At 71.4% G+C, this 15009-nt stretch carries 12 protein-coding genes; 2 read left to right on the top strand and 10 right to left on the bottom strand.

Annotated elements, in window-relative coordinates; all coding sequences use genetic code 11:
* Positions 1-321: 321 nt before the first annotated feature.
* Positions 322-1143, bottom strand: coding sequence for a methyltransferase domain-containing protein (locus N864_RS12115; RefSeq protein WP_034717000.1), 822 nt, complete (start codon positions 1141-1143; stop codon positions 322-324).
* A gap of 51 nt (positions 1144-1194) precedes the next feature.
* Between N864_RS12115 and N864_RS12110 the strand changes: the two genes are divergently transcribed.
* Entirely contained in the window at positions 1195-1704 is a 510-nt protein-coding gene (locus N864_RS12110) for a MarR family winged helix-turn-helix transcriptional regulator (protein WP_034716997.1), read from the top strand.
* A 79-nt stretch (positions 1705-1783) separates the two neighbouring features.
* Here the strand turns inward: N864_RS12110 and N864_RS12105 are convergent, their stop codons facing one another.
* On the bottom strand, positions 1784-2146 hold the full coding sequence (locus tag N864_RS12105; RefSeq protein WP_034716995.1) for a VOC family protein: 363 nt from the start codon (positions 2144-2146) through the stop codon (positions 1784-1786).
* Between the two features lie 125 nt (positions 2147-2271).
* Between N864_RS12105 and N864_RS12100 the strand changes: the two genes are divergently transcribed.
* A complete protein-coding gene (locus N864_RS12100) occupies positions 2272-5508 on the top strand; it encodes a M36 family metallopeptidase (protein ID WP_034716992.1) in 3237 nt (1078 codons plus the stop codon).
* A gap of 42 nt (positions 5509-5550) precedes the next feature.
* Here N864_RS12100 and N864_RS12095 read toward each other — a convergent pair whose 3' ends face one another.
* The 8 genes from N864_RS12095 to rsmI form a co-directional block, all read right to left on the bottom strand.
* Complete coding sequence (locus N864_RS12095) at positions 5551-7389, bottom strand: ABC-F family ATP-binding cassette domain-containing protein (protein ID WP_034716991.1); 1839 nt, start codon at positions 7387-7389, stop codon at positions 5551-5553.
* A gap of 51 nt (positions 7390-7440) precedes the next feature.
* Positions 7441-8379 (bottom strand): 4-(cytidine 5'-diphospho)-2-C-methyl-D-erythritol kinase, encoded by a 939-nt coding sequence (locus N864_RS12090; RefSeq protein WP_034716989.1) that lies wholly within the window; start codon positions 8377-8379, stop codon positions 7441-7443.
* 4 nt (positions 8380-8383) lie between these two features.
* A complete protein-coding gene (rsmA, locus tag N864_RS12085; RefSeq protein WP_034716987.1) occupies positions 8384-9271 on the bottom strand; it encodes a 16S rRNA (adenine(1518)-N(6)/adenine(1519)-N(6))-dimethyltransferase RsmA in 888 nt (295 codons plus the stop codon).
* 155 nt (positions 9272-9426) lie between these two features.
* Complete coding sequence (locus N864_RS26250) at positions 9427-10614, bottom strand: resuscitation-promoting factor (protein WP_034716985.1); 1188 nt, start codon at positions 10612-10614, stop codon at positions 9427-9429.
* Between the two features lie 159 nt (positions 10615-10773).
* Positions 10774-11631: a TatD family hydrolase gene (locus tag N864_RS12075; protein ID WP_051518505.1), complete on the bottom strand. Its 858-nt coding sequence runs from the start codon at positions 11629-11631 to the stop codon at positions 10774-10776.
* Entirely contained in the window at positions 11628-13535 is a 1908-nt protein-coding gene (metG, locus tag N864_RS12070) for a methionine--tRNA ligase (RefSeq protein ID WP_081793759.1), read from the bottom strand. The genes N864_RS12075 and metG overlap by 4 nt, the downstream gene beginning before the upstream one ends.
* Positions 13536-13647: 112 nt before the next feature.
* Positions 13648-14067, bottom strand: a complete 420-nt coding sequence (locus N864_RS12065; RefSeq protein ID WP_034716983.1) for an OsmC family peroxiredoxin — start codon at positions 14065-14067, stop codon at positions 13648-13650.
* A gap of 54 nt (positions 14068-14121) precedes the next feature.
* Complete coding sequence (gene rsmI, locus N864_RS12060) at positions 14122-14976, bottom strand: 16S rRNA (cytidine(1402)-2'-O)-methyltransferase (RefSeq protein ID WP_034716981.1); 855 nt, start codon at positions 14974-14976, stop codon at positions 14122-14124.
* Between the last annotated feature and the right edge of the window lie 33 nt (positions 14977-15009).

The raw sequence follows: 15009 nt of genomic DNA, 5'->3' as shown, positions 1-15009 counted from the left end.
CGGGCCGAACCGGTAACTCTCATTAGGGCGCGGTGGAGTCGAGAGTATGGACAAATCGCCCAAGAGCGTCGCCCACGGGCTACGGCCCGGTCTTCCGAGTGGTCCCCTCCACGAAACCACCCGGAAGACCGAGTCCGGGGACGGCCACGGGCTTGTCGCGAGCCCGTTGGTACCCCTCCCCTGACGATGCGGGGCCACCGTGGTCCGTCACTTGTATGACGGGCCGCTGACCGGATCATGACGAGGTTTCCGCGACTTTCGGGAAATTCTTTTGACCCGCCCGCATGCCGCCTGGGCCCGCCCGCATGCCGCCTGGACCGCTCAGCGGCGCTCGGTCCGGGCGACGGCGAAGATCCGGGAGAAGGGGAAGAGCACGCCGAACGGCCGCCGCGGATAGGCACTCTCGAGCTCAGCGGCATACGCCTCGAGGAACTCGTCCCGCTCTGGCCCCTCCCCGAGGACGCCGAGCACGGGGCGCAGCCCCGTCGACCGGACCCACTCGAGGACCGGATGGGCCGCACCGTCGGCCGCCGGGAGCACCTGCTGGTAGGTCGTCTCCCACACGTCGACGTCCGGGGTGAGGCCGAGCAGGAGAGCGGCATACGTCTCCGGCAGCGCGACGGCGGCGGCACGGTCGAGCCCCGGTCGCAGGTCAGCGGCACGCGGATGACGGGCGGCCACCTCGCGCATCAGACGGTGCGACGGCGCGCCGAAGTTCGACGGCACCTGCATCGCGAAGGTGCCTCGGGGCGCGAGGGCGGCCACCCACGCGGGGATGAGGCGCAGGTGCGTGGGCACCCACTGCAGGGTCGCGTTGGTGACGAGGACGTCGACCGACCCGCCGAACATGCGCGGGTCCCACTCCTCCGCGCTCGCCTCCACCCACTCGACCCGACCCTCCGCGTCGAGGGCGCGCGCCTTGGCGAGCATCTCCGGGGAGCTGTCGATGCCGATGACGCGCGCACCGGGCCACCGGTCGGCGAGCGTCAGGGTCTGGTCGCCGGGCCCGCAGCCCAGGTCGACGACGACGCGCGGATGTGTGGCTCCGACCCGGGCGAGGAGGTCCTGCATCGGGCGGCCGCGGTGGTCGGCGAACCGCTGGTACTGCTCCGGACTCCACCTCGCATCGGCGCTGTGCGACATGTCGCTCCTTTCTTTCGATATCAAGAGTCTTGACGGCACTAGAGTGGGCTCATGAACCGGGCGCACGACGACGTCGACGAGATCCTCGCGGCCTGGCGCCGTGAGCGTCCCGACCTCGACGTGGCACCCCTCGAGGTCCTCTCCCGCGTCTCGCGGCTGGCCAGGCGGCTCGACCTCGCCCGAGGGTCCGCCTTCTCCGAGCAGGACCTCGAGGGTTGGGCGTTCGACGTCCTGTCGGCCCTGCGGCGCGCCGGGGCGCCGTACGAGCTCTCCCCCGGACAGCTCGTCCAGCAGACGCTCGTCACGAGCGGCACGATGACCAACCGGGTCGACCGGCTCGAGCGGCGCGGCCTCGTCGAGCGGCGCCCCGACCCGGGCGACCGGCGCGGCGTGCTCGTCCGGCTCACCGACACCGGCCGCGAGGTGGTCGACCAGGCGATGGCCGAGCTCATCGTGCAGGAGAAGTCGATGCTCACCGACCTGTCGACCGGCGACCAGCGTGACCTCGCCGCCCTCCTGCGGCGGCTGCTCGCGCCGCTCGAGGCCCGCGACCCCGCCTGAGCCCTCGCCTGACCCGCGGGTCGATGTATCAGCGCGGCTCCTGGGCCGCGGAAATACATCGACCCGGAGCGCACGGGGGTCAGGACGCGGCCTGCTGGAACTCGAGCCGGTTGCCCACCGGGTCGCTCGTGTGGAACCGGCGCAGCCCGGGAATCTTGTCGTCCCAGGTGACGGGGGCCCCGGACGCCGCGACCGCGCCCGCGAGCGCGTCGACGTCGGCCACGGCGATGCCGGGGTGCGCCTTGCGCGCGGGACGGAAGTCGTCCTCGATGCCGACGTGGATCTCGGCGCCGCCCGCCCGGAACCAGGCGCCGCCGCGCGGGCGGAGCAGCTCCGGCTTGTCCACCTCGCTCATCCCGAGCACCGCGACGTAGAACGCGCGCATCCGGTCCTCGCAGCCGGCCGGCCCGGACACCTGGACGTGGTGCAGAAACATCTCCATGGCCCGAAAGTATCTTGATATCAAGATACTTTCGGGGTCGAGCGCGGCCCGACATTTTTCAAATTGCCGGACCGCGAGCTCCGCATCAGGATGAGGCAGCAGCCCAACCGTGCAAAGGAGCACCCTTGAGCCTCACACGCAAGCAGGTCCTCGCGCTCAGCCTGTCCGTCGCCACAGTGGCGGCCGGCGCCCCGCTCGCCGCGGCACCCCTCGCCGCCGCGTCCTCCACCCCGACCGCCGCCATCGCGCTGCCGTCCCTGCCCGACACCCTCTCCGACCTCACACGCACCCTCGACACGCGCGCCGTCACGACGGCCCTCGTCCCGACGACCGCCGCCCGCGATGCGGTGGCGCGCCTCATCACCGCCTCGGGGCCGGGGACCCGGGCGACCTGGGACCCGCGCTTCGGCACCCTGCGGACCCTGCACTCGGACGGTTATCTCACCGGTCCCACTGCCGGCTCCCCCGTCGACGTGGCCCGCGCGTGGCTCGCCGCCAGCCCAGCGGCATACGGCCTCACCTCTGCCCAGGTGGGCGCCCTGTCCGTGGCACGAGACCACACGCTGCCCGGCACCGGCACGCACGTCGTCACCTTCGTCCAGACGATCGGCGGAGCGCCCGCGGCACGAGGTGGGCGCGCGACGGTCGCAGTCACCAAGGACGGTCGGATCCTCTCGTATGCCGCTGAGCTGGCTCCCGGGGAGCGGCTCAGGTCCGCTTGGGTGCTCGGCGAGGCCGGCGCGCTCGCGAAGGAGGCGGCAGCCCTCGCACCGGGGGTCGCCTTCGTGCCGAAGGCGACCGGCTCCCAGGCCGGCTTCACGACGTTCGACCCTGGTCCGTTCGCCGGGCCCGGCTACGCCCGCCGTGTCGTCTTCCCGACGAAGGACGGACCGGTGGCCGCGTACAAGGTCTTCTTCGTCAAGAGCCAGACCGAGGCCTGGGAGACGGTCGTCGACGGAACGACGGGCACCGTGCTGTTCCGCACGAGCGTGGTGCAGTTCGACGACCCGCACGGCACCGTCTACGACAACTACCCGGGAGCGGCGCAGGGCGGCCAGCCCCAGCAGGTTTCGTTCGGTCCGACCGCCGAGTCACCGAAGGGCTGGGTGGACCTGACCGGGGCCGTCGGCACCGGCGTGACGACGCTCGGCAACAACGCCGACAGCTACGCAAACTGGTCCAACTTCATCGCCCCCGTCGACAACGCGCCCCGGCCCGTCGCGCCGGACGGGCACTTCGACTACGTCTACACCAACCAGTGGGCGGCGACGAACGGTCAGACGGTGCCGCCGTCCTATGCTTCGGACCTCAACCCGGCGGCGACGAACCTCTTCTACCACCACAACCGGATCCACGACGAGTACTACCGGCTCGGCTTCACCGAGACCGCCGGCAACTTCCAGACGGACAACGGCGACAAGGGCGGCCTCGGCGGCGACGCCATCCGCGGCCTCGTCCAGGCGGGCGCCACCTCGGGCGGGTCCCCGACCTACACCGGCCGCGACAACGCCTACATGCTCACGCTCGACGACGGCATCGCCCCCTGGAGCGGGATGTTCCTCTGGGAGCCGATCAACGACGCCTTCGAGGGGCGCTACCGCGACGGGTCGTTCGACATGTCGGTCGTCCAGCACGAGTACACCCACGGCCTGTCCAACCGCTACGTCGCCGGGGGCAGTGCGCTCGCCTCCCAGCAGGCCGGGTCGATGGGCGAGGGCTGGTCCGACTGGTACGCCCTCAACCACGCCTATGAGTCCAGTCTGGAGAGCACTCGAGCCGTCGTCGGTGACTACGTGACGGGCAACAGCACCCGGGGCATCCGCAACTACGACTACAACGACAACCCGACGACCTTTGGCGACATCGGCTACGACCTGACCGGCCCGGAGGTGCACGCCGACGGCGAGATCTGGACAACCATGCTGTGGGACCTGCGCAAGGCCCTCGTCGCCCGGTACGGCGCATCGGCGGGCGGCGAGCGGGCCGCCCGACTCGTCACCGACGGGATGCCGCTCACCGCACCGAACCCGTCCTTCCTCGACGCCCGTGACGGCATCCTCGCCGCCGACCTCGACCGCTACCACGGCGAGGACACCGACCTGATCTGGAGCGTCTTCGCCAAGCGGGGCGCCGGGGCATCGGCCGTGTCGGCGACGGGTGACGACACCGACCCGACACCCGCCTTCGACCACCCGGCTGCTGCCCGCAACGGGACCGTCGCGCTGACCCTCGTCAACGCGACGACGGGCCAGCCGATCTCTGGTGCGCGCGTCATCCTCGGCCGCTACGAGGCCCGGGTCTCCGCGCTCGTGCGGACCGGTTCGTCCGGCGGCGCATCGATCAAGGCCGTGGCGGGAACCTACCCGCTCACGATCCAGGCCCCCGGCTTCGGCACCCAGACGATCGAGGGGCTCTCGATCTCGGCGGGCAAGAACGCCGCGCGCACCATCAAGCTCGCCCCCAACCTCATGTCGGTCAACGCCGGCGCCCAGGTGGTGTCCGTCTCCAACCAGGACGACGGCTCGCCCGCGAAGTTCGCCCTCGACGACACGGCCGGGTCGGTCTGGTCGACGAAGCAGGGCTCGGCGGCCTACAACGCCGGCCCGGACGAGCGGGTCACCGTCAGGCTCGCGGCTCCGGCCACCGTCACGTCGGTCCGGGTCAGCGCCTTCAAGGCAACCAACGGCGCGAGATTCTCGGCCCTGAAGGACTTCACCGTGCAGGCGTCGACCGACGGTGTCACGTGGACGACGGTCCGGACCGGTTCTTTCGGCTACGAGGTGCCCCGACCGGCGGCGCCGGACCTCAACTACCGCACGTTCACCCTCGACAAGCCGACGAAGGCCGCCTACCTGCGGTTCTTCATCGACTCGGTCCAGGGCGACACGACGACCTACGCCCAGGTCGCGGAGATCGAGGCCTTCGGGACGGGCACCCGTGTCGAGAACGGCACCGTCGCGCCCGACGAGCCGTCCACCGACAGCGGCACCATCACGACCGGCAACCCCGCCGCCGGTGACCCGACCGGACTCGCGAACGTCTTCGGCGTCACGGGCACCGAGCTCAACACGACCTGTGTGTTCCCGCCCGCCTCACAGGGCGTCGACGCGTGGGCGACCAAGCTGCCCGCAGGATTCTCCGACGGGCTGCACTCCGTCACCGTCAAGGGCACGAGCGACCCGGTCGTGGGCCACGACCTCGACCTCTACTTCCTCGACAGCTCCTGCCAGCTGGTCGGCGAGTCGGCGACGTCGGCCGCCGACGAGTCGTCGGTCATCCCGCCCGGGTCGGTCTACGTCCTGACCCAGCTGTGGCTCGGGCAGAACGTCAAGGTCAACCTGACGGCCGTCGACAACCGGTAGCCGGACGCGTGCCCCCGCCGTACCGCGGCGGCGGGGGCACGCTCAGCCGACGAGCTCCGCCGCCTCGAGCCACTCCGCCTCGAGCTGGTCCCGCTCGGCGACGACGTCCTGCAGCCTCGCGGTGAGGTCGGCGAGTGCGGTCGGGTCGGTCGCCTTCTCTGCCATGTCCGCGTGCAGCCGCTCCTCGCGCTCCGATAGCCGCGCCAACTGCTTCTCGATCCGCGCCATCGCCTTGCGCGCCTCCCGCTGCTCGGCCGGGCTGGGCGCCCCGGCCGGAGCGTCAGGAGACGGTATGCCGCTGAGCTGGCTGGGCGGCATACCGTCCGTTCGGGACGTGGCCGCGTGCCGTACCCGCAGGTACTCCTCGACGCCACCGGGCAGGTCGCGCAGCTTCCCGTCGCCGAGCAGGGCGAACTCGTGGTCGCAGACCCGCTCGAGCAGGTAGCGGTCGTGGCTGACGACGACGAGCGTGCCGGCCCACCCGTCGAGGACGTCCTCGAGGGACGTGAGGGTCTCGATGTCGAGGTCGTTCGTCGGCTCGTCGAGGATGAGGACGTTCGGCTCGCCGAGGAGCAGCCGGGTCAGCTGGAGCCGGCGGCGCTCGCCTCCGGACAGGTCCCGGACGCGGGCCTGCTGTCGACCACCGGGGAACCCGAGCCGCGTCGCGAGCTGCGAGGCGCTGATCTCCTTGCCGCCGAGCGTCGTCCACTGGCGCACGTCCTCGATCGCCTCGATGACGCGCCAGTCGGTGAAGCGGTCGAGCTCGCGCACCTCCTGGGTCAGGTGGGCGATGTGCACCGTCTTGCCGACCTTGCGCCGCCCGGCCGTCAGGGGCTGCTCGCCGGTGAGCGCCCGGAGGAGAGTCGACTTGCCGGCACCGTTGACGCCGACGAGGCCCACCCGCTCGCCCGGCGCGAGGCGCCACGTGACGCGGTCGAGGATGGTGCGCTGCTCCGGCGGCTCACCGAGCACGACGGTGACGTCCTCGAGGTCGATGACGTCCTTGCCGAGCCGCTTCGTCGCGAACGCCGTCAGCTCGACGGCGTTGCGCGGGGCCGGCTCGTCGCTGATGAGGGCGTTGGCCGCCTCGATGCGGAACTTCGGCTTGCTCGTGCGCGCCGGGGCGCCACGCCGGAGCCAGGCAAGCTCCTTGCGCATGAGGTTCGCCCGGCGGTCGGCGACGACACCGGCGAGGCGGTCGCGCTCGGCCTTCGCGAGGACGTAAGCGGCATACCCGCCCTCGAAGGCACTGACGTGCCCGCCCTCGACCTCCCAGGTGAGCGTCGCGTACGCGTCGAGGAACCACCGGTCGTGGGTGATCGCGACCGTCGCGTTGTCGGGGCGGGGCCGGTGGTGGGTCAGGTGGTCGGCGAGCCAGGCGACACCCTCGACGTCGAGATGGTTGGTCGGCTCATCGAGCAGGAGCAGCTCCGGGTCGTCGACGAGCAGCCGCGCGAGGGCGAGCCGGCGCCGCTCGCCGCCCGACTTCGGGCCGACCAGGGTGTCGAGGCCGCCGACACCCTGGCCCTCGATCCCGCCGAGGAGCCCGGTCAGGACATCGCGGATCCGCGGGTCACCGGCCCAGACGTGCTCGGGGCGGTCGCCGAGGACCGCCTCCCGCACGGTCCAGGCCGGGTCGAGCGCGTCGTCCTGGGCGAGCATGCCGACCCGGATGCCGCCCTCGCCGCCCTGCTTGGCGATCCGGCCCTCGTCCGGCTCCTGCAGCCGCGCCATGACGCGGAGCAGCGTCGACTTGCCGCCGCCGTTGACACCGACGATGCCGATCCGGTCACCGGTGAGGACCCCGATGCTGACGTCGTCGAGGACGTGGGTCGTGCCGAAGACGAGGGAGACGCCGTCGAGGGTGATGAGGTTGGCCATACGTACTTTCGGGTGAGGTGTTCCGGTGGCGGAGGTGATGGCGCAACGACCTCAAACCGGGGTGCGGGGGGCGGGCACGACGTGGGCGCCGTGGACCGGCCCTTTCGCGCGGCGGATGTCCCGGCACAGGGCCGCGGCGGACAGCGAGACGGACAGGTCGAGGGCGGCCTCGTGGCTCGCGGTGAGGAAGGCGACGGTCGGGCCCGAGCCCGACACGATCGCGCCGAGGGCCCCGAAGTCGACCCCGGCCTCGCACAGCTCGCGCAGCTCGGGCCGCAGCGAGAACGCGGCGTCCTGCAGGTCGTTGGCGAGCGCCGAGCCGAGCGCCTCGGCGTCGCCCCGGCGCAGCGCGGCCATGAGCCGGGCGCTCACGCGGGGCTCGGGCACGTCGGCGTCGGCGCGGAGCCGGTCGATCTCGGCGTACACCTCGGGCGTCGACAGGCCCGTGCCGCTGACTGCGAAGACCCAGTTGAAACTCCCCCGGGCCAGGACCGGGGTCAGCTGCTCGCCGCGCCCCGACCCCATGAGGTTGCCACCGAGGAGCGGGAACGGGACGTCGCTGCCGAGCTCGGCGGCGAGCTCGCTCAGCTCGTCGCGGTCGAGGGCGAGCCCCCAGAGCTGGTCGCAAGCCAGGAGGGTCGCCGCGGCGTCCGCGGAGCCGCCCGCCATGCCTCCCGCGACCGGGATGTCCTTGTCGATCCGAATCGTCAGTGCCTCGTCGATGCCGCCGCGCTCCGCGACGAGCTGGGCCGCCCGGACCGCGATGTTGTCGGTGCCGCTCGGGATGAGGTCGGCGTAGTGCCCGGCGGCGACGACCTGCCACTCGTCGGACCGCGAGACGCTCACCTCGTCGTGGAGGGACACGGCCTGGAAGACCGTTGCGAGGCCGTGGTAGCCGTCGGCCCGGCGTGGCCCGACGCGCAGCTCGAGGTTGACCTTGGCGGGGGCGCGCACGGTCACGACCTCGGGGAGCGTCGAGACGGTCGTCATGCCGTTACCTTATGCGCGCCTCGGGCCGAGTCGCCGCGGCGCGGGCCTCGGCGATCCGGGCGAAGGCGGCGATGTCGAGCTGCTCACCGCGGGTCCTCGGGTCGATACCGGCGGCCACCAGGGCGGCCTCGGCAGCCTCGGGCGAGCCGGCCCACGGCGCGAGGGCCTGGCGGAGCGACTTGCGCCGCTGGAGGAACGCCGCGTCGATGCAGCGGAAGACCTCCTCGCGGGAGGCGCTCGTCGTCGGGGGCTCCCGACGGACGAGGGAGACGAGGCCGGAGTCGACGTTGGGTGCCGGCCAGAAGACGTTGCGCCCGACCCGCCCGGCCAGCTCGACGTCGGCGTACCACGCCGCCTTGAGGCTCGGCACGCCGTAGGTCTTGTTCCCCGGTTTGGCGGCGAGCCGCTCGGCAACCTCGAGCTGGACCATGACGAGGACCCGCTCGATGCTCGGGAACCGCTCGAGGAAGGAGAGCACGACCGGCACGGAGATGTTGTAGGGCAGGTTCGCGACGAGGGCCGTCGGCCGCGGTTTGGGCAGGGACGTGACGGTGAGCGCGTCGGCCGCGACGAGCCGCAGCTTGTCGACGTGCTCCGGCTGCAGCTCGGCCACCGTGCCCGCGAGGGCCTCGGCGAGGCGGGGGTCGACCTCGATCGCGGTGACGTGCCGGACGACGGGCAGCAGGGCGAGGGTCAGGCTCCCCAGGCCCGGGCCGACCTCGACGACGACGTCCTCGGGCCCGACACCGGCCACCCTCACGATCTTGCGGACCGTGTTGGCGTCGACGACGAAGTTCTGGCCCCACTGCTTCGTCGGCCGGATCTCGAGCCGGGCCGCGAGCCGACGGATCTCCGCCGGACCGAGCAGCGCGGAGTCCGGGGCCGAGGTCATGGCCCCACCCTATTGCCAGCCGTCACCGACCGATCGAGAGCGCAATTCTCGCGAGCGAGGGCGCAGCAACCTGCACCCTCGACCGGGATTGGTGCACGCTCGATCGGGATTCCTGCACGCTCGATCGGGATTCCTGCACGCTCGAGCGGGATTCCTCAGGCTTTGCAGCCCCACTGCGACAGGCCGTTGTCCGCATACACCCGGTTCGCGACGGTGATCTGCTGCTCGCGGCTGGCGAGGTCGGCCCGGGAGGCGAAGTCACCGCCGCCGTAGGCGAGCCAGGTGCTCGCCGAGAACTGCAGCCCGCCGTAGTAGCCGTTGCCGGTGTTGATGTGCCAGTTGCCGCCGGACTCGCACGCGGCGACGCTGTCCCACATCGCGGCACGAGCGAGGTTGATCCCACCGCCGGAGCTCGACCCGGCCGAGCTCGACCCGCCCGAGCTCGTCGTCGTCGGCGCGGGGCGCGACTTCGTCCCGACGAGCAGCACGCGGTCGACGGCCTCTCTGGTGACCTCCGAGGCGACCTGCTTCGTCGCGGTCACCTTGCCGTCGACGAGGGTCTGCTCCAGGGTGAGGGTCCGCTCCCCGGCCCGACCGGCGGTCTTGACCTTCGTCTGGTCGGTGAACAGGTCCTTCGACTTGGTCCGCACGGTCTGGTAGGCGACCGGCTCGGTCCTCGTCGTGCGCTTCGTCGTGACGCGCTTGACGACGATCTTGGCGCCGTCGGTCAGCACGGTGTCCGCTGCCGGGGCGAGCTGGTCCTTGTCGCCGACCTTGACCCCGAGCTGCGCGAGCGCGTCGGAGACCGTCGCGGCCGCCACCGTGCGCTTGGTCGTCTTGCCGTCCGCGACCACCGTGAGGCTCTTCGGCGTCGTGATCGACAGGGCGAGTCCCGCCCGGCCGATGCTCTGCGAGCGAGAGACCGACAGCTTCGCGCCGGGCGTGCGGACGCCGAGCGCCTCGAGGACGCCGTCGACCGTCGTCTCCGTCGTGCGGATCTGCTGGGTCTTGCCGTCGATGGTGATGGTCACCGGCCGCGCGTAGCTGACCGTCACGACGTCACCGTCGTGCAGGGCCGCGCCCTCGGCCGGCGAGACGACGTCGCCGCTCGCCAGGGTGATCCCTTCCGAGTCGAGCAGGTCGCCGACGGTGCTGCCGAAGACGTGCGCCGCAGCGGGTTTCCCGTCCACCTTCAGGGTGACCGCCTTGTCGAGCTGCGCCCCGGCCACCCCACCGGTGGTGAGGAGGACCGCTGCGCCTGCCGCCGCGATGACCTGCATCCTGCGTGAGATCAAAACTCTCCGAACGTCGTACTCCCCGAGTGCCCACGCGCTCTCGTCCACCGCTCGGAGGGGATCCCGGCGTCGCTGCCGACAGCCCTCGATGAGCGGCCGATGCGGGGTGGGCAACCGGCCAACGGTCATCCAGAGAAACAGGCCAGTCGTCAAAAGGTCAAGTTCAGGTCACGGCGCTGGTCGCCCACCGAACGGGCTTCACCGCCCTCAGGACCACGGGCCGTAGACGCGCTCCGAGTTGTCGGAGACCGCCCGGCACAGGGTCGGCACGTCAACTCCGAACACGCCGGCCATGGCGCGAATCGTCAATGGCACCAAGTAGCTTGCGTTCGTCGACCCTCGGTGCGGCATGGGCGTGAGGTAGGGGGCGTCGGTCTCGACGAGGACCTGCTCGAGGGGCGTGACGCTCAGGGCATCACGCAGTCCCCTGGCGTTCTTGAATGTGACCGTTCCCGCAAAGGAGAGGAAGTAGCCCCGAGCCACGCACTCGCGAGCCATCGCGATGTCGCCGGAGAAGCAGTGCAGCACGGTGCGCTCCGGTGCGCCCTCCTCCGTGAGGATCCGCAGGATGTCCTCGTGCGCATCACGGTCGTGGATCTGCAGCGCCTTGCCGGTCCGCTTTGCGAGGTCGATGTGCCACCGGAACGCGTCCTGCTGGACGGCCCGCCCCTCCGGACCGGTCCAGTAGTAGTCGAGGCCGGTCTCCCCGATGGCGCGGATGCGCGGGTGGGTGGCGTGCCGCTCCATCGTCTCGTATGCCGCTGTCAGCTCGCCCACGTCGGCCAGCTTGGGAATCTCGCTCGGGTGCAGGGCGATCGCGCCGACGATCTCGGGGAACCGGTCGATGACGTCCATCGTGAACGCGATGCCGTCGAGGTCGCAGCCGACCTGGACCAGCCGGGTGACCCCGACCGACCGCGCCCGGGCCACCGCCTCCTCGACCGGGAACGGCTCGTCGCCCTCGCGGGTGATGTCGAGGTGGGCGTGGTTGTCGACGGCGTCGATGGGCAGCCGTTCCGGGGCGTCGGGCAGCCCCCGGCGCCCGGAGGAGGAGTGGGGGCTCACGCCTGCCCCGCCTCGCCCCCCGGCCCCTCCGACTCGTCACCAGGGCCGTCGTCCGGCTCGTCGTCCCGCTCGTCCTCCGGCTCGCCGGTGACCTCCTCGTGCTCGCCCCGCATCCGGGCGATCTCCTCGTCGACGACGGACGGGTCGAACTTCGTGAAGACCGGGGTCGGCTTGCCGATCGGCGTCCCGACGGTGACCGGCCGCGACTCCCACGCTGGGGTCTCGGAGTAGTCGCCGGTGATGATCGGGTACGGCTTGCCGTTGTCGAGGTCGGTGACCTCGTCGAGCCGCGGCATCGGGATGAAGTCCCCCTCGCCACCCAGGACGCGGTGGACCCGGTTCGCGCCGTGGGGCAGGAACGGCGCCGTCATCGTGTTGAGGTCGCTCACGGCCTGGGCGAGGACGTGCAGCACGGTGCCGAGGCGCTCGCGCTGGTCCTCGCCTTTGAGCTTGAACGGCTCGGTGTCGGCGACGTACTTGTTCGCCTCGCCGACGATCCGCATCACCTCGCCGATGCCCTGCTTGAAGCGCTGCCGCTCGATGAGCCGCCCGACCGTCTCGAACCCGGTGCGGACCGAGGTGAGCAGCGCCTCGTCGACGGGCTCGAGGGCGCCGGCCGGCGGGATCTCGCCGAAGTTCTTGGCGATCATCGAGGCGGTGCGGTTGACGAGGTTGCCCCATCCCGCGACGAGCTCGGAGTTGTTGCGCTGGACGAACTCGGCCCAGGTGAAGTCGCTGTCCTGGTTCTCCGGGCCGGCGGCGCAGATGAAGTAGCGCAGCGGGTCCGGCCCGTATCGGTCGAGCACGTCGCGCACATAGATGACGTGCCCGCGCGACGTCGAGAACTGCCGGCCCTCCATTGTCATGAACTCCGACGCGACGACCTCGGTGGGCAGGGCGAGCACGCCGTACTCGCCGGGCTCGCCGCCCTTGGCCCCCTTGCCGGCGTAGGCGAGCAGCTCGGCCGGCCAGATCTGGGCGTGGAAGGTGATGTTGTCCTTGCCCTGGAAGTAGTAGCTCACTGGCGGGTCGTCCTGCGTGGCATCCCACCACTCCCGCCACCGCTCGGGGTCGCCGATCCGTCGCGCCCACTCGATCGAGGCCGAGAGGTAGCCGACGACCGCGTCGAACCAGACGTAGAACCGCTTGTGCGGCTGGTCGCGCCAGCCCTCGATCGGCACCGGGATGCCCCAGTCGAGGTCGCGCGTCATCGCCCGCGGCCGGACGTCCTCGAGGAGGTTCTTGGCGAACTTGATGACGTTGGGGCGCCACGTCCCTGAGGCCTCGCGCTCGTCGAGCCACTCGCCCAGCGCGTCGGCGAGGGCGGGCAGGTCGAGGAAGAAGTGCTGCGTCTCGACGAACTCGGGCGTCTCGCCGTTGATCTTGCTCCGCGGGTTGATCAGGTCGGTCGGGTCGAGCTGGTTGCCGCAGTTGTCGCACTGGTCGCCACGGGCCTCGGGGAAGCCGCAGATCGGACACGTCCCCTCGATGTAGCGGTCGGGCAGCGTGCGCCCCGTCGACGGGCTGATCGCCCCGCGGGTCGTCTCCTCGAGCATGTAGCCGTTGCGCCAGTCGCCGGTGAACAGCTCCTGGGCGACGGCGTAGTGGTTCGCCGTCGTCGTGCGGGTGAACAGGTCGTAGGACAGACCGAGGTCGGTCAGGTCGGTCGCGATGACCCGGTTGTACTTGTCGGCGACCTCCATCGGCGTGAGGCCTTCCTGGTCGGCGAGGACGAGGATCGGCGTGCCGTGCTCGTCGGTGCCGGAGACCATGAGCACGTCGTGGCCCGCCATCCGCATGTAGCGGCTGAAGACGTCGGAGGGCACGCCGAACCCGGCCACGTGGCCGATGTGGCGCGGGCCGTTGGTGTACGGCCAGGCGACGGCAGACAGGACTTTGCTCATGGTCCCCGATCCTAGGGCCGCCGCCCGCGCCGCCGAACGCAGTGTTCAAGCCCGAACACTGCGCCCGAGCGGGAGCTGAGGGACAGCAGGGCTCAGCTGAGCGGCATACGGATCAGCTCTGCACCTCGAGCTTGATCGGGACGGCCTGCAGCGCCTTGCTCACCGGGCACTGCTCCTTGGCCTCCTCGGCGGTCTTCTTGAAGTCCTCGGCGCTCATCCCGGGGACATTTCCCTTTACCGTCAAGGTGATTCCGGTGATGCTCGGCGGCGCGAAGTCGACTGACGCGGTCGTGTCGAGGCTCTCGGCCGGGTGGCCCGCCTGCGCGAGCATGTTCGACAGCTGCATTGCGTAGCACGTGGCGTGCGCCGCGGCGATGAGCTCCTCCGGGCTCGTCTTGCCACCCGCCTGCTCTGCTCGGGCGGCCCAGCTGACGTCGAACTGTCCGGCTCCGGACGTCTCGAGCCGCGCCGTGCCGCTGCCCTCGAAGAGGGTGCCTTCCCAGTGGGCGGACGCTGTGCGGGTGGTTGCCATCGTCACTCCTCGGTTCGTCGTGTGACCGGCCGGAGCGGCCGGCCGCTTCCACCCTTACCCCACCTCGGTGGGTCTCACAAGGGCGGCGTCGTAGAGCGCCTTCTTCGACAGCCCCGTCCGAGCGGCGACGTCCGCGCACACGTCCTTGAGCCGCTCCCCTGCCGCCACCCGCTCCCGTATGCCGCTCAGCTCGCTCGCGACGTCGGGTGCGGCGGGTGCCGCGCCGGCCACGACCACGGTGATCTCGCCCCGGACGCCCTCGGCCGCCCAGTCGACGAGCCGGGCGAGGTCCCCACGGCGGACCTCCTCGTAGGTCTTCGTCAGCTCACGGCAGACCGCGGCGGTGCGGTCCGCGCCGAAGGCCTCACGCATCGCGGCCAGCGTCTCGCCGAGCCGGTGCGGCGCCTCGAAGAAGACCATCGTGCGGCGCTCATCCGCCAGCTCAGCCAGGGCACGGGATCGCTCGCCCGCCTTGCGGGGCAGAAAGCCCTCGAAGCAGAAGCGGTCGACCGGCAGGCCGGACACGGCGAGCGCCATGAGGACGGCACTCGGGCCGGGCACGCAGGTGACGCGGACGTCGTGCTCGATCGCGGCGGCGACGAGGCGGTAGCCGGGGTCGGACACGGACGGCATGCCCGCGTCGGTGACGACGACGACACGGTCTCCGGCGTCGAGCCGCTCGACGAGCTCGGGCGTGCGAGAGGCCTCGTTGTGCTCGTGATAGCTGAGCACCCTGCCCGTCGGGGTGACCGCGAGCTCGCTCAGCAGCCGCTTGAGCCGGCGGGTGTCCTCGGCGGCGATGACGTCGGCGGTGCGCAGCTCGTCGGCGAGCCGGGGGGCGGCATCCCGCGGGTCGCCGATGGGGGTGGCCGCCAGGACGAGGACTCCTGGGCTCTGTTTCTCCGTCACGCCCCCATCCTTCCCTGCGGCTCCGGTCCCTCC

Source organism: Intrasporangium chromatireducens Q5-1 (genome assembly GCF_000576575.1).
GTDB classification, from domain to species: domain Bacteria; phylum Actinomycetota; class Actinomycetes; order Actinomycetales; family Dermatophilaceae; genus Intrasporangium_A; species Intrasporangium_A chromatireducens.
This window is presented reverse-complemented; position numbering and strand designations above follow the sequence as displayed.